Genomic DNA, 24642 nt, shown 5'->3' on the forward strand with positions numbered 1-24642 from the left:
GCAGCTCCTCATGCGTCTGCCACCGGCAGGCCGCCCCCGTGATCATGAGCACCACGCCTTTCCCCGTTCCCCGCTCCTTGCTCGAACGTCCGTACGAACGACCGTCCGTGACCACGAGCGTACGCCTGTGAACGCGTGAAGCAAATGTGAAAATTGATGTGGCCTGGATCACAGGAAAGCGTTATCTACTCAATACAACCAAAAAAGGCCCGTGCAGGTCATACCTGCTTCGGGCCTTGCGCGCTTGCGGTCCTTGCGTCCTCAACTACTCAGCGGTAGCACCGCTCTGAGCTGGGGTGTAGTGGAGGAGGGCAGTCCGCTCGTCCCTTGGAACGCCCTCGGGCCATCGGATGACGAGTGATCCGTCCCGCTCGTCCTCGCGTCGGACCCAGCAAGCACCCTGGACAGGGTCCAGGTCTAGAACCTCTCCAGCCTTGATGTGGTTGTGGAAGGTCCGCAGCGCCAGGGCCGACCTCTCCGAGACCTCGGCGCCCATCTGCTCGCGCACGAAGGCCCTGAGGCCCATGAATGACTCATCTTTCCTGAGTGAGTCTCTCGCCGGGTGGCTGGCCAGATCCCAGGGCAGTACAGCCGTCGCGTCTCGATATGCCGCACGGACGTACTTCCCCATGGCGTTGAACCGCTTCGTGACGGCCTGCCGACTAACGCCGTACCGCTTACCAATTTCGGAATGGGTGAGCCCAGCCTCTTCGAGCTTCAGAAGCTCAGTATCGCCGGGGAGAATCGGCTTTCTCATTTCCCATCCTCTATTGGTCAGTCGGGCCTGTCGCTTAACACTGGGCAACCTCCAGCGGGTAGAAGCATGGAGAGCGTGCTTACTCTAGCGGGCCCACCAGCCACTACACACCGCACTTTGATACTGGTGTGATCTAGGTCTCAGGCGGGTCACTTGGTGTCCGATCCAGGCCGAGAGGACACGTACATACACAGTGAGAGTTGAAGACAACTGATGCTGTTGATTCAGTGACTCTAATACTACTGTAAGTAACGAAGCTCTGTTCCAGGAATCGGATTGATGTAGTCCGTCTAGTTCCTGTTCAGAAGGTCTTCCCCCTCTGTTGAGTCTCCCTGCTGGCGGTCAGCCCAGGTAGAGAGCCAGGCGGGGCAGGTGGCCCCGGCGCCAGACTAGAAGCCTCCGGGGCCACCACCAAGCGTGTTGACATAAGCATTACCAACCTGTCCGAAGCTGTTCGAACGTACGACCGAAGAGGGGTGGTGGCCATGCCTCGTGCTGCATCCATCTGCCTCGTAGGCGGTTGCACACAGAGAACCACACGTCAGGGCAGGTGCGACACACACGCTCCCGCTGAGCGGCCTTGGTCCAGGACCAGCGCGAGGAACCAGCTCCGGGATACAGCCCGCCGAGTATGGGACCGCCGCATCAGGCCACGGGCTCTCGCTCGTGATGGGTTCGCATGTGTCCACTGCGGTGAGCGTGAGGCACTGGAGGTCGACCACATCGTCCCCATCGCCCAGGGCGGAACCTGGACGCTCGACAACGCACAGACCCTCTGTCGCACGTGCCACCGAGAGAAGACGGCACAGGACCGCCGGCAGCGGTAACGGCCTCTAGCTCAGTCGCGTAGAGCACCGGAGTGAAATCCCGGAGGTCACTGGTTCGAATCCAGTGGGGTCGACGAGGTGCCCGTGCCGCGTTAACACGGGAGAGACAGGCACCCTTTGGTGAGGGCTTAAAGCACGACTTACCTGGCGTGCACCTGTTCTTTGGCCATTAGCTCAGCCTGGTTAGAGCACCGCCCTGATAAGGCGGGGGTCCTAGGTTCAAATCCTGGATGGTCAACAGATGGGGTAGCTCCCCTGTCTCTGAAACTCGCCCTGATCAGGTGATGGAGGAGACGCGCGTTTAGTTCAGCGGTCTAGAACTCCTCCCTTTCCGGGAGGCGACGCGGGTTCGAATCCCGTAACGCGCCTCATGCTTCCTTAGCTCAACGGCCAGAGCGCCCGCCTGTCGAGCGGAAGGCTGCCGGTTCGAATCCGGTAGGAAGCGCTAGGAGTGATGACGGCAACACTCCTACGTCTAAACTCGCCCGTCCGCGTAACCGGCTACGCGTTATGACCGTCCGGAACTCGGGTTGTGTGGTGTAGCGGTAACACGTCTCCCTTGCAAGGAGAAGTCGCGGTTCAAATCCGACACGATCCACTGGCGCGTAGCTCAATGGGAAGAGCACCGCCCTTACAAGGCGGGTGTTGTCGGTTCAAGTCCGACCGGGCCAACTCAATGACGTGTAGCTCAATGGCAGAGCAGGGCACTGTTAATGCTCGGGTTGCTGGTTCGAGTCCAGCCATGTCAGCCATTCCCTGTTAGTGCAATTGGCAGCACGCCGGGCCCTGGACCCGGAAGTTGGGGTTCGAGTCCTTGACGGGGAGCTGTAGCGGGATAGCGCAGTTGGTAGCGCGCCGGGCTCATAACCCGGAGGTCGCCGGTTCGAGCCCGGCTCTCGCCACTCTGGATCTGTAGCTCAGTTGGTAGAGCGGGGGACTCTTAATCCTCTGGCCGTAGGTTCGAGTCCTACCAGATTCACGGAGTGCGGGACGTGAGCGGGGCATACACTCCCCGGCCCTCGTGTAGAGGGTTCTCGCACAATGGGACGTAGCTCAATTGGGAGAGCACCGGTCTCCAAAACCGGGGGATGTTGGTTCGAATCCAACCGGCTCAGCATTGGTTGCCGTCTCCTCTGACCGACTGACCGACTCGCGGTCATGACGCGGCAACACCACCGTGGCACATATACGAGGTGGCCCAGACATACAGCGCTGGGGAAATCGGTGCAGGCCCACAGACACCAGCTCGGTCCTGGTGGTGGGTTCCTCTGGTCGTAGCTCAGTAGGTAGAGCGCCGCATTTGGGATGCGGAGGCCGCAGGTTCGAGACCTGCCGACTAGACCATGCCAGGCCCCCGAGGAGGGGCCTTCTTTGTTGTTGCCTCAAGGAAGTGGTGCACCAATGTACGACGCCCAGGAGGAGCCCGAGGGCCCTCGCCTCCGTGCTGCCGACCAGCCCAACCGGGCTCAGCGCAAGACCAGTTGGCGTCAGGACGCGATCTTTGAGCTTGAGGACCTGGCGGACCTGTACGACCTGGACGTGTCGGGGGTGCAGCTCCGATGACCAGGGGTCCCGCACCCAAGGAGAACGCCCAGCGTCGCAACGTCCACGAGCACGCACAGACGTTGCCGGCTGAACCCCAGCCCGGCCGTGAGCTGCCGAAGGGGCTCGGGATCACGACTCCCGGAGCCAAGAGGTTTTGGCGGACGTGGAGCACTGCACCACAGACAGCCGCTTGGACTGAGACCGACTGGGCTGAGCTTGAGCTGACGGCAAAGCTCGTTGACGGCCTTTTCAAGGGCGACTTGAAACTAGCCGGGGAGATCCGGCAGCGGGTTGCCAAGTGGGGCGCGACTGTCGAGGACAGGGCCAGGCTCCGAATGACCTTTGACAAGACGGAAGAGAACGAATCCGCGGTGCCCTCTGAGGCCCCTCCGGAAGTCGACATGGACGAGGAGCTTTACAAGCTGCTGAACGGCTCCTAGATAGGCGGTGATCCTTGCAGACAGGCAACCTGCCCGCAGGGGTCCCAAAGCCGAACGAGACGCTTGGTTACGGCATCATCCGATGGGCTCAGAAGTTCATTGTCCAGCCTGACGGAGACACGGCGGGTGAGTCGTGGAAGTTCACGCCTGAGCAATTGCGCTTTGTGCTGTGGTTCTACGCCATCAACCCGGATGGAACGTGGAAGTACAGCGCGGCCACTCTTCGGCGCGCCAAGGGATGGGGAAAGACGCCGCTCTTGGCGGCCCTCGCCATTGTCGAATTCCTAGGCCCATGCCGTTTCTCTCACTGGGACGCCTTCGGCCTTCCAGTCGGTAAGTCCGTCCCGCTTCCGGTGGTTCAGGTTGGCGCTACTGCCCTGGACCAGACGGAACAGACGATGGACATGATCCGAGGAATGCTCTCGGAGTCTCCAGCCGAAGCGATCTACGGCCTGGATATCGGAAAGATGGTCGTCCAGTTCAAGTCTGGCAAGCCCGGAAGCATCAAACCTAAGGCCACTGCCGGCCGCACCAACGAAGGAAATCGACCATCGTTTTGCCTGATGGACGAATGCCATCACTGGGTTTCTTCGAATGGGGGCCCAGACTTCTTCCAGACGTTGAAGCGGAATATCGAAAAGACCACCAAGGCGGGCTCTCGCTGGGTCTCGACAACGAACGCGTACAACCCTAACGAGGACAGCGTTGCTCAGATCATTCACGAGAGTGAGATGGTCTCTCAGGGATATTGGTTGTACGACTGCCTTGAGGGTTCGCTTGAACTTGAGGACATCCGAGATGAAGCCTTGGTTCGTGCTGCCCTCATAGAGGCATACGGTGACGCCTCGTGGGCGGATATCGAAGGTCTCACGAGGACGATCCTCTTTGACCGTACGACTCCAGACAGCACCTATTGCCGGTTCTTCTTCAACCAGATCGCTGAAAGTAGCGACGGCTGGATGAGTAAGGCCGAGTGGGATGCGTGCCTGGACGAAGACGATCCAATCAAGCCGGGCGATCAAATAGCCATCGGCTTTGACGGATCGATCCGCGGTGACGCTACGGGCCTTGTCGGAGCGCGCTTGCGTGATGCCAAGCTGTTCGTCCTCGGTGTCTGGGAGCGTCCTGAGCACGCTCCCGACGACTGGGAAGTTGACGTTCTCTCCGTAGAGGCCGCCGTGAATACGGCCTTCAAGACGTACCGCGTTGAGTGGTTCTACGGTGACCCGCCTTACTGGCAAGAGAACATCGGCCGCTGGTCCATTGAACATGGCGAGGACTACGTCTTTGAGTTCTGGACCAACAAGCCAACACGCATGGTCCAAGCCGTCGAACGTTTCCGCACTGCCGCAATGGTAGGCGACTTGAAGCACGACGGAGACCCGCGCCTTACACGGCACGTTCTTAATGCCGTGACCCGTGAGGTGCCTCAGGGCCTCCTCATTCAGAAGGACAGCCCGAGATCCAAAAGGAAGATCGACCTTGCCGTATGCGCCGTGCTCGCCCTGGAGGCGAGAGCAGACGCCATTGCTGATGGCCGTATGCAAATCCGGAGGTCACGAGTAGTGGGGTGGTAGCCATTGGCTGATATCGAAGTTGGGTCTCCACCCAACACGCCTTCGGGCTGGGTCGACTGGCTACACAGCAAACTCCTCAGGCGACGCACTTACCTGCGTTTCTGCTCGGATTACTACGACGGCAAGCATCAGAAGATGGTGTTCGCTCAGGCCAAGTATCAGAGCGAGTTCGGCCGTCTCTTTGAGGGCTGGTCAGACAACTTCTGCGGTCTCATCGTCGATAGCGTCAATGAGCGAATGTTCATCGACGGTTTCCAAATGACGGATGAGCCTGGCGGAGACAAGGACGCCCGCGAAATCTGGCAGCGCAACCACCTGGACGCAGAGTCGAACGCGGCCCACCTGGACGCCATGGTTCACGGAGTCTCGTACGCCATCGTTTGGGCTGACGCTGCCGGCCAGCCGACTATCAGCATCGAGAGCGCTGAGAACGTGGTGGTCCAGTACCGGCCCGGAAGTCGCTGGGACATCGAGGCCGCAGCCAAGTTCTACACGGACGACTGGGGCAGGGAGTTCGTCACTCTCTGGTGGAACGGCCACGTCTACACGGGAACCGGCCTCACAGGGGCTTGGGGTGACTACAAGGAGACTCCCAACCCGCTTGGCGAACCTCCCGTCATCCCGATCCCGAACAGGTCCCGCCTCACTGGTCCGTTCATCTCGGACCTTGGGGTCATCATCCCCCTTGCTGACGCGATCAATAAGACCGTGGCTGACGCCCTCGTGGCCTCTGAGTACGCGGCATGGCCACAGCGGTACGTCACTGGTCTTGAGATCCAGGAGGACGAGCAGGGCCGACCTGTCGAGCCTTACAAGGTCGCAGTGGACAAGCTCCTTCAGGCTGAATCACCCGATGTGAAATTTGGCCAATTCGAGGCTGCTGACCTCAAGAACTACGTGAACTTGGTCAACATGCTGGTTCAGCATATGGCCTCAATTTCCCGTATCCCGTTCCATTACTTCCTTCTGAACGGCGGTACGGCTCCGTCTGGCGAGTCCATCACCTCTGCTGAGGCTGGACTGATAGCCAAGACGCGAGAGCGCATGTTGCATTTCGGTGAGGCTTGGGAGCGCGTAATGCGCCTGGCCTTCCGGGTAATGGACGACAAGAGAGCCGATGCCTTCGGGGCTGAGGTCATCTGGCGTGATCCCGAGAACAGAACCGAAGCACAGCACATGGACGCTCTCCTCAAGCGCCAATTGCTTGGTGCCCCCAGAGATCAGCTCCTTCTTGATGCGGGTTATACCCCACAGCAGATCGAGCGCTTCCGCTCAATGCGGGAGCAAGACGCCAAGGACGCAATGGAGTTGGCGGAGAAGTACCCGGCCCCTCAGCCGGAACAGCCCAACGATCCTAAGGCCAACGAGAAGCAAGCTCGTAAGGCCCCACAGGGCAACTCGGGGAACGCAGCCCGCAAGGCTGCATGACCCAATCAGCAAAGGACGGCTCCCGAAATGGGGGCCTTTTTTGATGCCACCGAAATGGAAGGCTCCCAATGGACGACACCACGAACGATCAGAACACCCCGCAGACCCCTGCAACCCCTCCGGTTCCTCCGGTAACTCCTCCTGCGACTCCTGACGCGGAAACGCTTCAGGCCGAGGTGGAGAAGTGGAAGAACCTTTCTCGCACCAACGAGAAGCGTTGGAACGACACCAGCGCGGAGCTTCAGAAGCTCAAGGAAGCGTCCATGACGGACGCAGAGAAGGCCATTGAGAAGGCTAAGGAAGAGGCGCGCAACGCGGCTCTCTCCGAGGTCGGTACTCGACTGGTCGATGCAGAGCTTCGTGTGCAGGCGGCGACTGCCGGCGTGACCCTGCCGAGCCCGGAATTCCTCAACACCAGTGCCTTTATCGGTGCTGACGGAGGAGTGAACGCCGAGGCAATCAAGGCATTCGTGGGGTCCCTTCCCAAGCCGTCCAATGCCCCCGAATTTGCCCAGGGGATTGGCCTTGGCCGTCAGGGCGATTCCGGTTCCTACGCAGCCGGACAGATCGGCCGTGACGCCCTTTCTCGAATGTCCCCCCAGGAAATTTCCGCTGCCCGTAAGGCGGGCAAGCTCGATGCACTGATGAAGGGGGACCTCTGACCTAAAGAGGTACCACATTGACTTTTACGACTCAGGCCGGTAACAACGCTGGTGCCGGTGCACTTCAGGCCGCAGGCGGCCATTTCATCCCCGAGATTTGGGTCTCTCAGCTCCTTGAGGATCTGGACGACAATCTTGTACTCGGTTCCCCGGAGATCGTGAATCGCCAGTATGAGGGCGAGTTCCGGCGTGAGGGCGACGTTGTGCGAATCCCGCACTTCGTTGACACCGTGACGGATAAGGGAATCGTCAAGGCGTACGGTTCCATCGGTACGGCGGACCACGCGGCACTTGAGTACATCAAGATGACCGTTGCCAAGGGTTCGAGCTTCCACCTGGAGCTTGACAACCTTCACCAGCTCCAGACCAAGACCGGTATTGACCTCATGTCGAACCTGGTCAAGCAGCGTGCTCGCACTCTGGCGAACACCATGGATTCGCTCATTGCGAAGACCATCCTTGCGGCTGTGGCCGGCAAGGACCTGAACGGCGCTGAGGACCGGAACGCGACCGTTTCCGGCCTGCCCGCTCTGCACGGCTCCATTGACAAGGTCGTTGACGGGGACTTCTCGGCGGGTATCGACATCTCGGTTTACGACTTCGTTGTGTCGATGCTGGAAAAGCTCGACATCAAGGGTGCTCCACAGGATCGCTTCCTGTTCATCTCTCCGAAGCTGCGCTCTGCGCTTCTGCGTGACCCGAAGTTCATCGACGCCTCGCACTTCGGTGGTGGCGCGGTTATGCCAACGGGCGTTATCGGCACCATCCTTGGTGTCCCGGTGCGCGTTGCGAACACCCTCGGTTCCCACACTCGGAGCACTGAGAAGCTGGTCAAGAACCGTCACACCGACTTCTCTTCGGTGGACATGTTCATGGGCTCCACTGCTGCGGTTTCGCTGATCGTTCCGTTCGCGGAGATGCAGGCGTACCAGCCAGAGGCGAAGTTCACCAACGCCATCAAGAGCCGTGTCATCTACGACGCGAAGGTAATCCGCCCGGAGCAGCTTGTTGTTGCTCAGAGCGTTGAGACTCTGATCTCGACGCACAACGCGGCGTAAGGAGGCCCCTGTTGCCTCTGGCTACCGTTGACGATGTGGCCGCCCGTATTGGGCGGCCCATCGCCGCAGATGAAACAGACCGTGTGTCGGCCTTCCTGGCTGACGTGACGGGCCTCATTGAGGACTACTGCGGTCGCGACATGGACAGGCGGAGCGGCCAGAGCATCACCCTCTACCCGGAGGGTGGCTGTGTCCTCTACGTCCCCGCCCGGTATCAGTCCTTCCTCACCGTGTCGGCTGTCCACCAGGACGGCCAGGCGGTCAGTGACTACACCTTCAACGGCCGTCAGCTGACCCGTGCGGTTGGGTGGGGCGAATCCGCGGTGACCCTCACGGCCTCATGGGGCTACGAGGTGTCTCCCGCTTCACTCAAGGCCATTGCCTGTTCAGAGGTGATCCGCTGGCTTGCGCTCTCCCCTGGTGTGGAGAGTGAGCGAGTCGGTGAGGTCGAGGTGACGTTCACGGGTGCCAGCTCGGCGCAGACGCTCTCAACCGCCACCAGGACCAGCCTCCGCCAAGGGCGGTGGCGCCGGGGCATTGGCACCCTGACGCTCCGCAAGGAGGGCCCCGTCCTCGACCTGAGGGGGCCCCGTGCTGTCTATGACTGACCCTGTTGAGGTCTGGCGGGCGCCCAAGCTCAAGAACGCGTACACCAGTCGTCCCGACTGGGACCAGGCCGTGAAGGTCTGGGAAGGGCTCGCCAGTGTCCAGCCGGACAAGGCATATGAGTCCTACTCCCCAGCACGTGACCAGTCTCAGGAACGGCTTACCGCGTTCCTCCCCTACTCGGCTGCTGTCTCTTCCGGAGATCGAGTGAGCCTCAACGGCCACATGTACGAGGTGGACGGGGAGCCTGAGCGGTGGGGCTACACGTCCCGCCGGCACCTGAAGCTCTCCATCTGGAGGGCCGTGAGATGACCGAGCCCAAGAGCGTCCGTACCCGGCTTGTTCTTCACCGGAACTGGCAGCGTGAAGTGCTGTCCCTGCCGGACGTGAAGGAGCTGGTAGCCAAGCGCACTGGTGAGCTGCTGCGCAGGGCCATTACCGATGCTCCAAGGCGTGGTCACAGTGCTCTGCCTTGGAACGCGATCAAGAAGAACCTTGAGGCGTATGTGCAGCTCGACCGCCAAGGCTGGTTCGGCAACGTCGTGATCGAGGACGACCCCAAGGTTCGTCACGCGATGCTGCAAGAGCGTGGGTTCACCAGTCCCCGAGGCCGAAGGGTCAAGGGCCGTAGGTACCTCAAGGGCGCCCTTCTGAAGATGAGGGTGGAATGAGGATTGACCCCATAGAGTTCCTGGTCACCTATCTCGAATCCGTCCCGGAGATACCTGACGGCTCGGTACTGGGTGACCTCACCAACCACGTCACCGGCGAGACCGCCGTGTACCTAGAGCACATGGGCGGATTCCGTGTTGTGCGGGACCGCATGGACCGGATTGACGTGGAGTACGCCGCTTACTCGATGGACCGCAAGGAAGCCGTCGATCTCGTCCTTCTCGTACGCGAGAGGTTTCTAGAGGAGCTTCCTGACACTGCCGTTGGCGGTGCTCTCGTCCTGGACGTTGAGGAGATCGATTCTCCGAAGTACGACCCTGACGACTCCTCCCGCGAGCACGTTTACTGCGGACAAGTAGCGGTCTTCTACACCGCCGTCTAACCCCCAACCTCTGTAGGCCCCCCGTTGGGGGCTTTTTTATGCCCTCAGGAGGCCCCATGGCCAATGACGCTAAGAAGATTCGGTTCGCGCCGAACGGTTCCATCTACGTGGCTCCTGCCAACGAGAGCCTTACGGTGCCTGTGACTCTTGGCACTGGCGACACCCCGCCTACTGGCTACAAGGCACTCGGCTACGTCGACGAGGGCGGGGTCACTCTGACGCCCGCTATCGAGACTCAGCCCGTGAATGCGTGGCAGTCGGCTACCGCAGTTCTCTACAACGTGACTTCGGCTTCGTTCTCCGTGAAGGCAACCCTTCAGGAGACCAACGAGGTTACGACTGAGCTGTTCTGGGGTGCTGAGTGGGTCGAGATCATGTCGGAAGACCCGACCCCCGTTGGTACGGGTGTCTTCAAGCTCGACCTCACGTCCACTCCTGAGCTGAAGGAAATAAGCCTCGTAGTGGACTGGAACCAGGGCGCCATCAAGAACCGCGTGGTTATCCCTCGCGCGATGATTTCGGACCGAGGCGCTATCCAGCTCAGCCGTACTGAGAACGGCAAGTTCGAGCTGACCATTGAGGCGCTGGACTCCGCCGGCAAGCTCGGTTACGTCCTCACCAACGACGACATCGTTGAAGGCCCGTAAGTAGTCCCCTGAGCCGGGGCGGGGTTACGCCCCCGGCACTCTCTCTTACCCCACCCAAGGAGTTACCCAATGTCCACTCAGAAGAAGTCTGGCCCCAAGAAGAACGGCACCAAGAAGGTCGCTGCTGCGGCTGCTGAAGCCAAGAAGACTTTTGCCACATTCGAGCACCGCGGCCTCACGTTCAAGATTCCTCACCCGAGGAAGTTCCCTCTTGAGGTTCTGATGACTGATGACGAGCTGGTTGCTACTCAGCTCATCCTTGGCGAGGACCAGTGGGCCGCATATCTCGCGACCCGCCCGGACATCGAGGACTTCAGCGAGTTCGCCAAGCGGATGTCTGAGGCACAGGGGCGTGACGACGACTCGGGAAACTGATGGCAGTCGTCCGTGTCATTCAGGAGTTCCCTGACGAACTAGAGGCAGACCTCTTGGAGTTCTTCAGTGTTGACCTACTGGACCTGTGGCACGGACGGCTTTCTCTTCGGCGTATCGGAGTTCTCATTCACTCTCTGATGAGCAAACCCGGACGCTCAACTCTGCTTATGGCTATGGACGAACGAGCCAAGTGGCCTGAGCAGGATTACATGCTCGCGCGCATTTCTGACGCGCTTGAGCTTTCGAACTACCTCTTCCTCAAGGCGAACGTCGATGAATCCGACGCGACAGACCTTGAGCTTCCTCCACCGATTCCACGGCCCGGTGACCCGGAGCCGCAGCCCGACCGACAGCCCGAGTTCAGCGATGCGCAGGAACTCAACAGCTTCTTTGGGCGGCTGAACAGCGCCTAGGGGGTTCCATGGCTGAAGGACGCGGCCCAATCAAGGTCGGTACGGGATACATCGAGATCATTCCGAAGGTTCTTGAGAAGGACATCAAGGAACTGCGGTCACAGGTCTCTTCGGAGATGCAGAAGCTCGGGGCCAAGGCTGCTAAGGACATTTCCGCCGGGGCCAAGAAGGGTCTTGAGGCACTGCCGGCTGAGGTTGAGAAGCAGGCCAAGAAGGCCAACGAGAAGACGAAGAAGGCCAAGAAGGACTCTGCCAAGGATCTTGCTCGCATTGAGCGGCAGATCACCAAGGAGTACGGCGAGGAAGCGGCAGCCCGTTTCCGTGCCTTCCGTGAGCTTGAGCAGAAGAAGTCAAAGGCCCTCAAGAAGGCTTCACAGGAAACGAAGAATGCCCTCCGTGACACTGTGCGTCTGGAGGAGCAGGCAGCCAGGCAGAGGCTTGCTGCGGCTGAGAGGCTTGAGAAGGACCGGCGACGTGCCCTCAAGGCTACTCAGACCGAGCACGCTCGTATTGAGCGTGAGAAGACCCGGTTTGAGCAGACTCAAGAGCGTCTGCGTATTCAGGCTCTCCGTGAGGCTAACCGCGTCCAGGTGACTGAGATGCGCGAGGCCACGCGTATTCAGGTAGCGCAGATGCAGCAGCAGACGGCTATGCATCGCACTCAGATGCAGCAGCAGACCGCGAATCAGCGGATGCACCTTCAGGCCCAGATTCAGCAGCAGCGTTCCGCTACTTCTGCAATCGTGGCGTCTCTTCGGGAGCAGGCTGCTGCTCAGCGTGCAACGCTTCAGGATGGCATTACCGCCCACCAGCGGAACATGACTCAGCTTCGCGACCAGATCCGGGATATCAACCGGGACATCAACACCACCAACACGACCACTCAGTCTTACTTCACCAAGACTGGAACGGCTCTGCGTCGTATGGGCACCTGGTTTGACCAGGTCGGTATGTCCATCAACGAGGCCGCGAACATCCTGAGTACCCGCTTCCTTGTTCCGCTGGCTGGTGCCGGCGCGGCACTAACGGCTATTGGTGTCGAGAATGCGGATAAGCGTCTTCTCGGTCAGCTCGGTCTTAGTTCTGCGGGTGTCTCTAAGTCTGTGTCTGCGGCTCAGATGGCTGCAATCCAGAACTACGCGATTGACACGCCATTCTCGATCGATGTCATGCACGAGTATCAGATGAAGCTGATTCGCTCGGTTGCTGGTACTGACAAGGGTTGGTTTAGCACGAACGCGGCTACGCGTACAGGTGCGGCCAACCAGGCTGCTGGTAAGACCACTGACTTGATTATGGCTATCGGTGACTCGATGGCCCGAGCGGGTAACCTCAACCCTCAGCAATTCCAGCGCGCTATGTACGCGATGGACATGATCATGGATATGGACCGGGCGCCAACAAAGAACGTCAAGCAGCTTGCTGCCGCGTCCGGTATGCCTGCCGCTGAGCTTGCTCAGCTCCTTGGATTCAAGAACTCCACGGAAATGTGGAAGGTGATCGGTACGCCTGCCAAGGATGGTGGAGGCGTTACCGGTAAGCAAATCATGGATTCCATGCTCAACTTCTGGAACCCAGAGAAGTACGGGGGCACTCAGAAGGGCGATGGCTCCAAGGGCTATGCGGCCAAGATGACGAGCGAGACAATCACCGGCCGTATCCAGCAGATGAAGGAAAGGGCTTCGTTCGAACTCGGCAACCTCTTTGTCGAGGAAGGCAAGGGCGGTCAGTACCAGTACACGGAGCTTGGTAACCAGATCGCTGGTAAGGGCGGCATCCTGGATCAGGTCCAGGCCCTTGCGGAGAAGTGGGGGCCGAAGGTCGATGACTTCCTTGGACTCTTCCTTGACGGTGTCGAGACTTTCATCAGCACCATTGACCGTGCTGCCACCTGGATTGAGGAGTCTGGGCTAGGAGAACTGGCAGGGCCGATCACTGAGTTCCTGCTCAAGTGGGGTCCCCTGATCCTGGCCGTAGGACTCCTGTCCAAGGTCATCGGTAAGGCGGTCGGGCTCGTTGGCCGTGCCTTCGCTCCTGCTGCCGCTCTGACACGAGCTGGTGTCCGCACGTTCGAGGGTCAGCGGGACATCCGCAGTCAGCGGCGTGCAGCTCGGGACGCTCGTAACGAGGCCAGGGACAACGGCGGTTCGCGTCGTGAGGTCCGTCAGGCAGGCCGTGACGCCTACCGACAGCAGCGGACGACCAACCGCGACGGAGACAGCCGCACGACCGGTAGGCGCATCCTGGACGGCTTCATGGGCCGTGACTCCCGTGAGGCTGACGGACAGCGGCGTATGCGTGAGCTTGAGGACCAGATCAGGGAAGCACGTGATGCGGCGAACGAGTTGCGTGACCAGCTCCGTGAGACGGACCGAGAGAGTATGCGGCAGATCCGTGCCGCCCTTGCCGGCGGAGCGGGCTCGGTCCAGGGTGCTGCCAGCCAAGCGGCCCAGGCCGTGAACTCCGTCCAGACTCAGGCTCAGCAGACCAACACCACTTCTCTTGACCAGCTTCGGCAGGAAGTAGAGAAGGTGCAGAAGGCTGCCCGAGACACTGTCTCGGAGCTGGGCAAGGTCAAGAACGACGTGACCGCGCTCGACGGCCAGAACCTCAACGCGGTCACCATGGAGTTCTCTCGGCTCAAGACGGCCGCGGAGGACGCTGGCAAGCAGATCACCAGCGACAACACCCGTGTCGGCAACCTGAACGGCAAGAAGGTCGACGGAGTCACCAGCTCTATCAACGACCTTCGCGACGCTGCCAAGAGGGCAGCGGACCAGATCGGTGATGGCGGCATGTCGTCGTCTACGTCTGGCCGTACTGCGAACCTCAACAAGCGTCGGCTGACGGACATCATCGGCGAGTTCAAGAAGCTCACTGCTGGTGCGGACGACGCTTACAAGAAGGTGGGTCAGGGCACGGGTGCGGGCTCGCTCGCGGGTCGTGTCGGCCTGCTCAATGGCCGTTCTCTGAAGGACATCACCAGCAAGGTCAAGGATCTCGAAAAGGAACTCAAGGACGCCAAGGACCAGGCCGAGGGCCTTGACACGTCTCTCGGGAACATCTCCAAGCGGGCTCCTGGCGGTTCCTCTGGTGGTTCGAAGAAGGGCAAGGGCAACGCTCGTGGCGGTATCGCCACTCCGGCGGATGTCTCGATGTACGGCGTCATGCCGGGCTATGCCCCGTGGGTGGACAACATTCCGGCGATTCTGTCGCCGGGTGAGGCCGTTCTTCGCCCTGAGGTCACTCAGGCTATCGGCTCTGACACGATCAATTCTTGGAACGCTCTCGCTATCCGAGGAAAGATCAGCCGTCACGCTCGTGGTAGCGGTGGTGGAGGGAAGTTCGACCTTGACCAGATCAAGGAACTGATCGAGCTTCAGAACATTTGGCCCGTGGGTCAGTCGATGCTCAAGACGATGAAGATGGACGGGTCTTCTGACCCGCTCGGCGGAAGCGTTCAGGGCGGAATTCTGCGGACTGGTGACCACTCCGCCGGCATCGGTGGCGCCGTAGGTGCCAGCAAGTTCAAGGGCATGTACGACTGGATGACCGAGGACGTTTACTCGCTCCTCAAGAAGGTCCCCTCAGGTATAGGCCAGATCGCCGGAATTCTCGGCGGCGCCCTGAATCCCGTGATTGGCGATTACTTCTGGTCCGACGTTTGGAAGGGCAGTGGAAACATTGTCGATCGTGGTCAGAAGTACATGGGCCACGTCTTCTCGATGGAGACCCTGAGCAAGGTTTGGGAAAATTTGGCGGGCGGCGTAACGGATTCCCTAGGGTCAATCTGGGACACCGTAACCAATCCGATCGACACATTCACCGGGCTGTTCGAGGACATCGGAGACATCGTTTCCGGGTCGTACAACAACCTGATTGGGATGGTCGACACGGTGAGGGAAGTCAAGGACGCACCACTTGCTTATGCAGGTCGAGTCTTTGACGGCTTCATGGCCAATGCTCAGGAGGCCATGCCGAACACAAAGGGCCTGTTCGATTTCGACAAGGGCGCCAAGATTGACGCTAAGGTCCCTGACTTCGGAGCCGACATGGCTTCTCCGGGCAAGGGTTCCGGGGCTCAGAAGTGGGCTCCTGTTGCTGCTCAGGCACTTTCGATGCTCAACCTTCCTGCTACTGCACTTCCTACGGTTCTTTACCGAATCGGCATGGAGTCCGGTGGTAATCCCAACATCGTCAATAAGTGGGATAGCAACTGGAAGGCGGGACATCCGTCCGTTGGCCTTATGCAGGTTATCGGCCCGACCTTCGCGGCGTATGCCGGGATGTTCAAGAAGACCGGCCCCTTCCTCTACGGAACGTCGGTCAACCCTCTTGCCAACATCTACGCGGGTCTCAACTACGCGAGGAATCGCTACGGGTCCCGTTGGCAGTCGATGCTTGCCGGAAACACCGGATACGCAACTGGCACCCTTTCCGCTTCTCCAGGGCTCGCCATGGTGGGTGAGAAGGGCCGTGAGTTGGTCGCCTTCGGCGGCGGTGAGCGGGTGTTCGACAACGAGGAGACCGAAGGGATTCTCAACGGCAAGAAGTACGAAATCCACGTGCATGAGGCTCGCACCGAGCCGACGCCTCAGGCCGTGCTGAGGGCTCTTAGAACTGCGGAGGCCCTTTACACGACCCTGTAAGGAGGCTCCATGCCAATTCCGGTACGGGCCAGACCGGCGGCGCCAGTAGTCATTACGCCTGCTCCGCCGGCACCGGTCAAGTGGGGTCGGACGAGCGTTACTGTGGTCGGGAACAACGGTCAGGGGGAGGAAATCCCCCTGACCCTGTTCAACGGCCGTGAGTGGCCATCAATCCTTATGCAGCCCGGAGCTACGGGCTTGGATATGCCGCCATTCGGTCTCTTCTCTGACGACTCCCCGAACCTTGACGGATCTATCTACCGGTCTGCTCGCGCTGCTGCGCGAGAGATCATGATCCCTGTCTATCTCCACGGCGTTGATCGCCAGACAGTGAATCAGCTCAAGCGCAAGCTGTTTCAGGCACTTAACCCCAAGCGCGGTTACTGCCTCCTCAAGTTCACTGAGGGGAACAACCGAACTCGTCAGCTCACTGCCTATTACAAGGGCGGTATGGAGGGTTCCGAGGCAACCGACGCAGCCGGGTTCACCTGGGCTAAGTACGGGCTCACCTTTACGGCAATGGACCCCTGGTTTTACCAGGATCGTTCGGAGTCCATACGTTGGGACTTCGGCGTTGGTGCCCCCCTTCTGAGTAGCACCGCGGCCTTCTTTCCCATGCGTATCAGCGATGGTGTCATGGGCGGCCCTGGTGAAAGCCTCATCATCTCGAACCCTGGCGATATAGAGGCTTGGCCTGTGTGGAAGCTCTATGGCCCAATCAAGTCATTCACGCTCACGAGCCCGGACGGGGAAACCGTTAAGGCTTCTCCACCCTCTGATGGCTCCGATCTCGTGGCCTCGGGCCGAGTTCTCACGATCGATACACGACCTGGCAAGAAGACCGTGAAGGACGATCTAAGCGTCAATTACTGGTCCAAGCTCGGCACCAACCCAATGTTCTGGTCGGTCGAGCCTGGCGACACCCACGCAACCGTTTCTGTAGTAACCGGATCAGGCAAGGCGGCAGTCGTCCTCACCTTCCAGCCCCGGTACGCATCTTTCGTATAGGGGGACTCTTGGGCTACCGAGTTGAGGTGTTCGACAAGAACTTGAAGCGCATCGGCGAGATTGATGAATGGCTCTCGCTCGACTTCACAGTAAGGCTCTGCCAAGAAGGCGCTTGGCAGCTCCTAATCAAGGACGGCACGCCTCAGTCTCAGCTCATCGAGAAGGGCGGAGGCATCGCCATTTGGCAGGATGGTGTTTCCAAGCCGCTCTTGTCGGGTCAGGTCGAGACCTTCCAGAAGTATTGGACCAAGCTCCAGCACACTGGGCCAGGAAGCCTCTACATTGCAGGGAAGTGCCACAACACGCTTGCGTATAGGCGGCTGGCTTTCCCGGACCCTGCTAAGGCCGTTGGCAAGCAGTACGAGGCCCGTTTGCCGAGTCGCTTTGTACGGACCACGTACGCGCCCGATGCCATCTGGGATGAGCTTCACAAAGCCTTCGGCTCAGCAGCCCTAGCAGACCGCCAGATCAATGGCGTGAACTTTGGGACGAGGCCGACCAACCCGCTAACGGTGCCTTGGGCCTCGCTCGTTGACTCGCTCCGTTTCGAGTCCATCGGATCAAAGATTGAGGAATGGTACGAGAAGCGAAACTTTGGCTACCGCTTCCTCTACAACGCCAACACTCAAAAGATTGATCTCGACATCTTCTCGCCTCGTGACCGGTCCAAGGAAGTCCGATTCTCCCCCGAGCTGGGGAATCTGCGGGAATACATTTGGACTCTGAGTGCCCCCAAGGTCACTCGGGTCATCGTCGGCTGTGCCGGCGAGAGCCTTGATCGGTACTACTACCAAAAAGTGGACTCCGCATCTGAGTCTGAGTGGGGAATTCAGGCCGAGGCTTTCCTAGACCGCCGAGACATTCAGCTCAAGGTGGATAAGGCCACGGGTAACCCTGTGAAGTCTGATGCCACTATGACGGCTGACGACGTTGAGGCAGCCAAGACGGCTCTCGAAGAAGCCGCAACTGACGCCCTGACCGAGGGCGAGCAAAATGGCAACTTCCAGATTTACCCGATCGACACTGCCGACTGCGCTTTCGGAAAGCACTATTTCGTGGGCGACAAGGTGACCGTTGCCGTTGACGGCACTGAGTATTCCGACATCGTGCGCGAGGTCGTTGTGTCCGTTGATGACGGGGGCAATGTTCAGGACGTTTCCCCGAAGATCGGCCAGCAGGGGACGGGTGACCCGCTCAACCTCTACAAGACCGTTTATGAAATGCAGCGGAAGCTACGCCGCCTTGAGTCAAGGATGTGATGACCCGTGGCTGAGATCAGTTACCCGTTCAACGAGGCCAACGCCAACGGTGGATCACAGATCGTCTCTCAGGCCCAGTGGCAAGTGATGGCGAACATGTGGGGTGGAGACCGAGTTGATTTCCAGCTCACTGCCAGCACCTATGGCAATACCTCACTGCCGTTCAACGCAACGATTGTGAACGGTCGTACAGTACAGATTTCCCCCGGCAAGGCTTGGGTTGGGGGCTTCTACTACAGCCTCACTGCTCAGCAGTCGGTGACGATCCCCAACAACAGCACCACCAAGCCGCGCAAGGACCTGATCGTTCTTCAGGCGGACATGGCCAAGTCGGCTGTGAACCTCGCCATTGTGACTGGTACGGCTGCGGCAACGCCCGTTGCCCCGACTCCCCGCCGGCAGGCTGGAGGGCTCTGGGAAATGCCTCTTTACGAGGTCGACGCAGCGGCCAACAATGCCTCTATCACTATCAGTGGCCGTATGCCCTTCAACATGCCTTCACGCGTCGCTTTCCCCTGGAATGCCCAGCCGAGTGCGGCCCTGCTGCCTCGGGGAGCGTTCGTTTACGACATGGACAACAACGGCGGTGACACCCAGTTCGAGGCATTCAACGGCCGAGACGGGTATGTCGTTACTCGCCACTTCGGGAAGTCGAAGACCTACACCCCCAGCATGGTGAACATCGGCAACCCGGCTACTCGTACTGGTCGTTGGCGCTGGATCGCCCCCAATATGGTCTGGTTCTCGGTCTACATCGCCAGTACATCAACGTCCGACCTCAAGGTGACAGGCGATAACTGGACCTACGGCGTGACCTTGCCCGTACCAGCTAACGGCGCTACTGGTCAGGTCTTCCAAGGGCATATGGACAACAACGGAACTGGTGCCTCTCCGAACCTTCCGAACTTCGTGGATATCACCGCGAAGACAAACCGGGGGGCAAGCACATCCACCATGTTCCTCTACATCCCGAACCCGGACTACAAGCCGGGATGGGGACTTGACGGCATCTCGTACTTCCCGCGAAAGGGATTCCTGACCATATCCGGCGTCTACGAGGCCGCGGCCGTTTAACCACCGCACAGAACTACCAGCACAGCCCCCGTTTGGGGGCTTTCTTGTTTTCAGGGGGATTCTTTATGGCTCGACTTCTGTTCGGTGGCACTGCGGCTGACGTAGCTGAGGACGTTTCCGGTGCTCGTGTACCGGGGGCGACAGGGACCCTGTGGGACGGCTCCTCTGAAGGGGCGTCCCAGATCACTGACCTCACGGACCTGAGTGGCGCCCCTATCACCCAGCTCGTTGCCGACGAAGACGGCATGATCCCCTCCTTCTACGGCCCTGACGGAGGGGCTGAGCGGCTGTACGCCGACTTCGGCGGACCGCGAATAGCCATGCTCGCCACGGACGTTGGCGATCGGTTCAGCGCTCACGTGCAGGCAGATGACCCGCACGGCAGCAAGGCTGCTGCGCTTGCTGAGCTGGCAGCGCAGAGGGGGGCCGCAAACGGCCTGGCAACCCTTGACGCCCTCGGGCTCGTACCCGAGAGCCAGCTTCCAACCGGGGCTCGGTCTCCTCAGATGGTCGACTGGCTCAACGTCCGGGCCGACGCCTTCGGCGCAGAGGGCGACGGATCGGCCGACGACACCACGGCCATTCAGGCAGCGATCAACGCAGCCGGCATCGGCGGAGTCGTCTACTTCCCCAAGGGCATTTACCTGATCTCCGCTCCTCTCGACCTTCCGAGGGGTGTCACCCTCATGGGTTCCCACTCGAACCTCATGGTCGGCCCTGGGATGGTCAACGAGGACTTTCCTTGCTATATCCAGGCTGCTCAGTCGATGACGAGTGGCGCCATGATTCAGATTATTGGTGAGGCTGACGGCACGCATCCGGCGATCAATGGCGAACAGCGCATTTTGAATCTGATGCTCGACGGCTCCAAGGTGACAACAGGGAGCCTGGACGGCATCTATTCCAAGGGCAATGTCCAAAACGTCGTAATGCGAGACGTCTGCATTCGCAAGATGCCGAACAACGGCATCATCACGGGCAGCAACGCCGGGGACGAGTGGCCCTACTCCTGGCGCCTTCACTCTGTGATCGTGGACAATTGCCAGGCGAACGGAATCTCTTTCGAGCGACAGACCGACCTTTCCCTGATTGATGTTCAGGTCATTGGGTGTTTCGCTTCCGGATTCCGCTTGGTGAACTCCGCGAACACGATCATTGAGGCTTGCCGTGCTGAGTGGTGCGGTGGTTACGGCTTCTACTTCACGGGTGCGTGGGGTAACTGGCCTGGCTCGGGCTCCATGACCATGTCGGCGTGCTCGACCGACCGAAACGGCTGGGATGGCGTCCGCATCGATGCCACGGGCAACGGCCCCTTCATCATCAATGCCCTGAGCACCCGCCGTGACGGGCGGAACGGTGGTCCTGGTGGTGGAGGCTACGCGGGCCTCGCCCTGTCCAACCGGGCCCCCGTCATCGTCACCGGGCTCGGCTGCTACGTCGGCACCGACGACCAGAGCACGGCCAACACCAGCCCTCAGTACGGCGTGCGGCTCTCTGGAGCACGTGACGTGCTCCTCGATGGCGCCTACCTCCACGGCGCGACTCAGGGCCTCTACGACGACGGCACCAACGAGCGGATCGTGATTGGCGTCAACGTCTCCACGGTCGCCGGCAACAACTTTGCCGAGGATCGCAATTCGCTCCTGGCCCAGCTCGGGCCCATCCAGGCGAAGTCTGGTGTCATCGCTGGCCCTCTGACGGTCGGCACTGCTGGCCCTGGTCTTGGTGGGTCCGCAGGCCCTGTTATCGCCCTCAAGAACGCGGACACGATCCCAAGCACCAACCCGACCAATGGCATCCTCCTGTACTCGGAGGGTGGCGTTCTCAAGACTCGCGACGCCTCGGGCCGAGTGGTCAGTCTCGCGAATCTGACAAGCCTGGATTGGCAGGCCCATGAACACAACCTGAAGGCATGGACTCAGGACCCGGCAACGTGCGGGAGCACTGGCACAGTCAATACGTCCGGAGTCCTCTACCTGAGCAAGGTAGTTCTTCGCTCTGCCGCAACCGTCAACTCGGTTTACGTCACGGTGACTTCGGGCGGAGCGGGCCTTACAGCCGGTCAAAGCCTCGTGGGTCTGTACGACGCGAACGGGACCAAGGTTTCCGAGAGCGCGGATCAGAGCGCGGTATTCAACTCGACAGGCACCAAGAACGTTTCGATTGCACCCAAAAGTCTGGCAGCCGGAACGTATTACGTGGGAGTCCTCACGAATGGCTCCACACCTCCGTCCTTCATGCGAGGGGGAGGCGCCTCGGGCTCCGCGCTCAACGTCGGACTTGCCATTAACGCGGGCCGGTTCCTGGACTACAGCACGGGTCTCACGTCGCTGCCTGCAAGCGTCAACCTCAGCGCTGCCAATGTAAACGCGTCTGCTCGTTGGGCTGCTATCGCCTAACCCCCGCCACTGCACGACTGCACGAGGGCCCCACTTAGGGGCCCTTTTGTATGCCCGGAAAGGGGTTCGCGTGAGCCCATCACAGATTTATGCCCTCGGCGGTACGTGTGCGGCTATCGCTGCCGCCCTGGCCGTCATTCTCGCCGCCTTCCGTACGAATACAGCACGGGTCTGGAAGGAAGAGGCGGAAGCCCAGAAGGCCCGCGCTGAGCGCCTAGAAAACGACCTCAAGGAAATCAAGGAGCGACTGACCCATATCGAGCGGGATAACGCTCGTCTCGTCGCGCTCCTCACCTCTCTCGACCCCACCCGCCTTGCCGCTATTCGGCTTGCAACGAACCTCACGGAGGATGCTGATGGCTAACCCCATGACTCCAGCGCAGATTGTTGCGCAGCTCAAGAAGTTTGGTATTCCGTTCAAGGAGTACAAGGATTGGAAGACCCACAACCGTAACCACATGGGCAAGTGGGGGCCCGTGCACGGCCTGATGGTGCACCACACGGGCTCTGACGCGAAGGATCAGCGAGAGCTTCTGTACGCGGGCATCACTGGCCTTCCAGGCCCTCTCTGCCAGTTCGGTTTGGCCCAGGACGGCACTATTCACCTTGTCGGCTGGGGCCGCGCGAATCACGCGGGTGCTGGAGATGACGACGTTCTTGATGCCGTTATCAAGGACAAGCCCATTCCTCAGGACGACGAGAGCAACACTGATGGAAACGCTCGCTTCTATGGCGTGGAAATCTGGTACTCGGGCTCTCACAAGATGTCCGATGCCCAGTACGAGACCCTTCGCCTCCTGGCTGCGGCTGTCTGCGACTTCCACAATTGGAGCGAGAACAGCGTCATTGGTCACGGCGAGTGGGGCAGCCCTGGGAAGTGGGACCCCGGTTATGCCCCTGGGAAGATGATGGACATGGACGCTGTCCGGAAGGACATTAAGGCGACCATTTCCAAGGGCAAGCCTGGCGGGTCCAAGCCGTCCAAGCCTTCGAACCCTGCAAATCCCCCTACCCCGCCGAAGATTACGATTCCGGCTTTCCCTGGTCGCTACTACTTCCGTGCTGGCGCCAAGAACCAGTACGTGACCATGCTCGGGAAGCAGCTCGTCAAGAAGGGTTACGGCAAGTTCTACAAGCAGGGCCCAGGCCCTCAGTGGACTGCTGTTGACCGTGCTGCCGTGAAGGCATTCCAGCTTGCCCACAAGGAACTGAAGAGTGATGCAGACGGTTACCCCGGTCCGCTCACTTGGAAGATGCTTTTCAACTAAGGGGGAACCTATGAAGGAATTCGTTTCCAAGCACGGCGTTCGGGTCTACTCCGTCCTCGCGGCCCTGGTGCCGGCGCTCGTCCTGGTATGGCCAACCATCCCGTGGGAGGCACTTGTTGCCGCTTCTGCGGGTCTGCTCGGTGTCGGTGTCGTTGCGGCCTCGTACGAGGACACCAAGACCCTCAGGGCCCTGTACGAGGACAGCCCATTCGAGGCTGAGATTCGCGGGGAGTCGGGCGAGTAGCCCGCCCATGAACTAGGTGCAGGGGTGCACCTGGGGTAGAGAGAAACAAAAAAGGCCCCCTCCCAGTCGGGAGGGGGCCTTTTTCTTTTTGGCTCAGTCCAGGACGGGGAAGTCGTCGGTCCAGACACTCGGGCTGAGTACCCGATCGTCGGTGCCCAGGTAAATGACTGCGGCTCCCTGCCTCAGTCCGCTCATGCTCCCTCCCCTGGCTTCACCGGCACTCTGCGGACGTTGGTCACGCCCTCGCGCGCCTCCAGCTCGGTCACGCACTCCTGCGCACGCGTCACGTCGTCCGTGACGGCTGTCTCGCGCTCCTGGCCGTCCTCGGTCCACTGGATTCTGAAGATCGTCACTGCGCTCCCCACACGAAGCCTCGGTATGCGTGGCCAGGGTAGCCGTCCTGACTGACCCTGTTGAGGTGGGCCATGTAGCTCGGCGCCCCGCACTTACACGCTGGCATAGGTCACCTGCTCCCCCGGACTGGACTTGAGCGGGAAGGCCAGCTCCCTCGTCCAGATCAGAACTTCCTTGTCCTCCACGTCGACGGAGGACACAGTGAGGATCAAGGGCTCTTCCGTGGGGTCTCCCGCGTCGATCTCCTCGCCCTCCTCCAGCAGTTCAGCCGTCGTGTACTCGCTCACTCTGCGCTCTCCCTCCAAGGCTTCACACTCTCCAACACAACCGCTTCGGCTTCTTCCTCGCTCATCCCGTGTTCGCTGCGAAGTATGAGAATGAGCGACTGCCGCCAAGCCCCGATACGGGCATTGGCTATGCGCTTCGGATGTCGGCCCAGTCGTTTTGAACTTTCAAGCTCCTGGACCATCTCAAGCAAGATGGCTGCGTAAGCCTTGCCGTAGTCAGCCATTGTTTCTCCAAACGAGAAGCGGCCCACCCCCCGGAAGGGATGGGCCGCCTGCTGGTGGTGCTGTTGGTTACTTGTTGGCCGCTGCGTACGCGTCCTTGATGGACTGGGGCACGCGGCCCCGGTTGCTCACCGTGAAACCGTTGGACGCGGCCCACTTGCGGTAGGTCTCAGCAGACGGCTCACTCTCGGAGCGAACCGGCTTGGGGGCCTTACCGCGGCTGCCGGCGGAAGCCGTGCCCTTCACCTTGCGTCCCGCCTCGGCGTACGGCGCCAGGAACTTCCTGAGCTTGGCTGCGTTCTTGTCGTTCAGGTCGATCTCATATGTCTTGCCGTCCAGCGCGAACGTCACGGTCTCGTCGGCGTCTCCCCCGGTGAGGTCGTCGAGGAGGAGAACCTGAACCTTCTGAGCCATGTGCTGTGTCTCCTGTACTTCGTGTTGATTTACGTCCGTGGGGGGTTGGTTTTCGTGGTGTCCCTACACGAAAAC

General features: G+C 60.2%; 27 protein-coding genes and 12 tRNA genes. 34 read left to right on the plus strand and 5 right to left on the minus strand.

The features are described 5' to 3' along the window. Window positions 1-265: 265 nt before the first annotated feature. Window positions 266-757, minus strand: coding sequence for a hypothetical protein (locus ACWCRJ_RS31000; protein ID WP_450942408.1), 492 nt, complete (start codon window positions 755-757; stop codon window positions 266-268). Between the two features lie 485 nt (window positions 758-1242). Between ACWCRJ_RS31000 and ACWCRJ_RS31005 the strand changes: the two genes are divergently transcribed. The 34 genes from ACWCRJ_RS31005 to ACWCRJ_RS31170 all read left to right on the plus strand — a co-directional run bounded on the left by ACWCRJ_RS31005 (window position 1243) and on the right by ACWCRJ_RS31170 (window position 23290). Next, window positions 1243-1584 carry an HNH endonuclease gene (locus ACWCRJ_RS31005; protein ID WP_450942409.1) on the plus strand — a complete coding sequence of 114 codons (342 nt, stop codon included), beginning with the start codon at window positions 1243-1245 and terminating at the stop codon, window positions 1582-1584. Further along, window positions 1585-1658, plus strand: a tRNA-Phe gene (locus tag ACWCRJ_RS31010). 89 nt (window positions 1659-1747) lie between these two features. Continuing rightward, window positions 1748-1822, plus strand: a tRNA-Ile gene (locus ACWCRJ_RS31015). Between the two features lie 57 nt (window positions 1823-1879). Continuing rightward, window positions 1880-1952 (plus strand) — tRNA-Glu (locus ACWCRJ_RS31020). Window positions 1953-1956: 4 nt separating this feature from the next. After that, window positions 1957-2029: transfer RNA gene (locus tag ACWCRJ_RS31025), tRNA-Asp, on the plus strand. Between the two features lie 82 nt (window positions 2030-2111). Continuing rightward, window positions 2112-2182 (plus strand) — tRNA-Ala (locus ACWCRJ_RS31030). A gap of 1 nt (window position 2183) precedes the next feature. Further along, window positions 2184-2256: transfer RNA gene (locus ACWCRJ_RS31035), tRNA-Val, on the plus strand. Window positions 2257-2261: 5 nt separating this feature from the next. Then, a tRNA-Asn gene (locus tag ACWCRJ_RS31040) sits at window positions 2262-2336 on the plus strand. A 1-nt stretch (window position 2337) separates the two neighbouring features. Next, window positions 2338-2409: transfer RNA gene (locus ACWCRJ_RS31045), tRNA-Gln, on the plus strand. Between the two features lie 4 nt (window positions 2410-2413). After that, window positions 2414-2486 (plus strand) — tRNA-Met (locus tag ACWCRJ_RS31050). A 4-nt stretch (window positions 2487-2490) separates the two neighbouring features. Then, window positions 2491-2563 (plus strand) — tRNA-Lys (locus tag ACWCRJ_RS31055). A 63-nt stretch (window positions 2564-2626) separates the two neighbouring features. Then, window positions 2627-2699: transfer RNA gene (locus tag ACWCRJ_RS31060), tRNA-Trp, on the plus strand. 153 nt (window positions 2700-2852) lie between these two features. After that, window positions 2853-2928, plus strand: a tRNA-Pro gene (locus ACWCRJ_RS31065). A 57-nt stretch (window positions 2929-2985) separates the two neighbouring features. Beyond that, window positions 2986-3147: a hypothetical protein gene (locus ACWCRJ_RS31070; RefSeq protein WP_450942410.1), complete on the plus strand. Its 162-nt coding sequence runs from the start codon at window positions 2986-2988 to the stop codon at window positions 3145-3147. After that, complete coding sequence (locus ACWCRJ_RS31075; RefSeq protein WP_450942411.1) at window positions 3144-3569, plus strand: phage terminase small subunit; 426 nt, start codon at window positions 3144-3146, stop codon at window positions 3567-3569. The genes ACWCRJ_RS31070 and ACWCRJ_RS31075 overlap by 4 nt, the downstream gene beginning before the upstream one ends. Window positions 3570-3583: 14 nt before the next feature. Beyond that, on the plus strand, window positions 3584-5146 hold the full coding sequence (locus ACWCRJ_RS31080; protein ID WP_450942412.1) for a hypothetical protein: 1563 nt from the start codon (window positions 3584-3586) through the stop codon (window positions 5144-5146). 3 nt (window positions 5147-5149) lie between these two features. Continuing rightward, complete coding sequence (locus ACWCRJ_RS31085) at window positions 5150-6574, plus strand: phage portal protein (protein WP_450942413.1); 1425 nt, start codon at window positions 5150-5152, stop codon at window positions 6572-6574. Window positions 6575-6642: 68 nt separating this feature from the next. After that, window positions 6643-7236, plus strand: a complete 594-nt coding sequence (locus ACWCRJ_RS31090; protein WP_450942414.1) for a hypothetical protein — start codon at window positions 6643-6645, stop codon at window positions 7234-7236. 17 nt (window positions 7237-7253) lie between these two features. Continuing rightward, window positions 7254-8294: a hypothetical protein gene (locus tag ACWCRJ_RS31095; RefSeq protein ID WP_450942415.1), complete on the plus strand. Its 1041-nt coding sequence runs from the start codon at window positions 7254-7256 to the stop codon at window positions 8292-8294. A gap of 35 nt (window positions 8295-8329) precedes the next feature. After that, window positions 8330-8902, plus strand: coding sequence for a phage gp6-like head-tail connector protein (locus ACWCRJ_RS31100; protein ID WP_450942416.1), 573 nt, complete (start codon window positions 8330-8332; stop codon window positions 8900-8902). Beyond that, on the plus strand, window positions 8895-9212 hold the full coding sequence (locus tag ACWCRJ_RS31105; RefSeq protein ID WP_450942417.1) for a hypothetical protein: 318 nt from the start codon (window positions 8895-8897) through the stop codon (window positions 9210-9212). The genes ACWCRJ_RS31100 and ACWCRJ_RS31105 overlap by 8 nt, the downstream gene beginning before the upstream one ends. Further along, on the plus strand, window positions 9209-9571 hold the full coding sequence (locus tag ACWCRJ_RS31110; protein WP_450942418.1) for a hypothetical protein: 363 nt from the start codon (window positions 9209-9211) through the stop codon (window positions 9569-9571). The genes ACWCRJ_RS31105 and ACWCRJ_RS31110 overlap by 4 nt, the downstream gene beginning before the upstream one ends. After that, on the plus strand, window positions 9568-9954 hold the full coding sequence (locus tag ACWCRJ_RS31115; RefSeq protein ID WP_450942419.1) for a hypothetical protein: 387 nt from the start codon (window positions 9568-9570) through the stop codon (window positions 9952-9954). The genes ACWCRJ_RS31110 and ACWCRJ_RS31115 overlap by 4 nt, the downstream gene beginning before the upstream one ends. 56 nt (window positions 9955-10010) lie before the next feature. Then, entirely contained in the window at window positions 10011-10601 is a 591-nt protein-coding gene (locus ACWCRJ_RS31120; RefSeq protein ID WP_450942420.1) for a phage tail tube protein, read from the plus strand. Between the two features lie 69 nt (window positions 10602-10670). Then, window positions 10671-10976 (plus strand): hypothetical protein, encoded by a 306-nt coding sequence (locus tag ACWCRJ_RS31125; protein ID WP_450942421.1) that lies wholly within the window; start codon window positions 10671-10673, stop codon window positions 10974-10976. 173 nt (window positions 10977-11149) lie between these two features. Further along, window positions 11150-11389 carry a hypothetical protein gene (locus ACWCRJ_RS31130; RefSeq protein ID WP_450942422.1) on the plus strand — a complete coding sequence of 80 codons (240 nt, stop codon included), beginning with the start codon at window positions 11150-11152 and terminating at the stop codon, window positions 11387-11389. Window positions 11390-11397: 8 nt separating this feature from the next. Next, window positions 11398-16038: a transglycosylase SLT domain-containing protein gene (locus ACWCRJ_RS31135; protein ID WP_450942423.1), complete on the plus strand. Its 4641-nt coding sequence runs from the start codon at window positions 11398-11400 to the stop codon at window positions 16036-16038. A gap of 102 nt (window positions 16039-16140) precedes the next feature. Then, a complete protein-coding gene (locus ACWCRJ_RS31140) occupies window positions 16141-17046 on the plus strand; it encodes a phage tail domain-containing protein (protein ID WP_450942424.1) in 906 nt (301 codons plus the stop codon). A 26-nt stretch (window positions 17047-17072) separates the two neighbouring features. Next, a complete protein-coding gene (locus ACWCRJ_RS31145) occupies window positions 17073-18305 on the plus strand; it encodes a siphovirus ReqiPepy6 Gp37-like family protein (protein WP_450942425.1) in 1233 nt (410 codons plus the stop codon). Between the two features lie 6 nt (window positions 18306-18311). Beyond that, a complete protein-coding gene (locus ACWCRJ_RS31150; protein WP_450942426.1) occupies window positions 18312-19379 on the plus strand; it encodes a hypothetical protein in 1068 nt (355 codons plus the stop codon). 245 nt (window positions 19380-19624) lie between these two features. After that, a complete protein-coding gene (locus ACWCRJ_RS31155; RefSeq protein WP_450942427.1) occupies window positions 19625-21778 on the plus strand; it encodes a glycosyl hydrolase family 28-related protein in 2154 nt (717 codons plus the stop codon). Window positions 21779-21848: 70 nt separating this feature from the next. Continuing rightward, window positions 21849-22142 carry a hypothetical protein gene (locus ACWCRJ_RS31160; RefSeq protein ID WP_450942428.1) on the plus strand — a complete coding sequence of 98 codons (294 nt, stop codon included), beginning with the start codon at window positions 21849-21851 and terminating at the stop codon, window positions 22140-22142. Continuing rightward, complete coding sequence (locus ACWCRJ_RS31165) at window positions 22135-23046, plus strand: peptidoglycan-binding protein (protein ID WP_450942429.1); 912 nt, start codon at window positions 22135-22137, stop codon at window positions 23044-23046. Before ACWCRJ_RS31160 ends, ACWCRJ_RS31165 begins: the two co-directional genes overlap by 8 nt. 10 nt (window positions 23047-23056) lie before the next feature. Further along, window positions 23057-23290 (plus strand): hypothetical protein, encoded by a 234-nt coding sequence (locus tag ACWCRJ_RS31170; RefSeq protein ID WP_450942430.1) that lies wholly within the window; start codon window positions 23057-23059, stop codon window positions 23288-23290. Between the two features lie 191 nt (window positions 23291-23481). Here the strand turns inward: ACWCRJ_RS31170 and ACWCRJ_RS31175 are convergent, their stop codons facing one another. The 4 genes from ACWCRJ_RS31175 to ACWCRJ_RS31190 form a co-directional block, all read right to left on the minus strand. Then, window positions 23482-23643: a hypothetical protein gene (locus ACWCRJ_RS31175; RefSeq protein ID WP_450942431.1), complete on the minus strand. Its 162-nt coding sequence runs from the start codon at window positions 23641-23643 to the stop codon at window positions 23482-23484. 93 nt (window positions 23644-23736) lie between these two features. Next, window positions 23737-23931 (minus strand): hypothetical protein, encoded by a 195-nt coding sequence (locus ACWCRJ_RS31180; RefSeq protein ID WP_450942432.1) that lies wholly within the window; start codon window positions 23929-23931, stop codon window positions 23737-23739. Beyond that, window positions 23928-24155 (minus strand): hypothetical protein, encoded by a 228-nt coding sequence (locus ACWCRJ_RS31185; RefSeq protein ID WP_450942433.1) that lies wholly within the window; start codon window positions 24153-24155, stop codon window positions 23928-23930. Before ACWCRJ_RS31185 ends, ACWCRJ_RS31180 begins: the two co-directional genes overlap by 4 nt. 67 nt (window positions 24156-24222) lie before the next feature. Beyond that, window positions 24223-24567, minus strand: a complete 345-nt coding sequence (locus ACWCRJ_RS31190) for a histone-like nucleoid-structuring protein Lsr2 (protein WP_450942434.1) — start codon at window positions 24565-24567, stop codon at window positions 24223-24225. Between the last annotated feature and the right edge of the window lie 75 nt (window positions 24568-24642).

It is taken from the genome of Streptomyces sp. NPDC002324, from assembly GCF_053593335.1.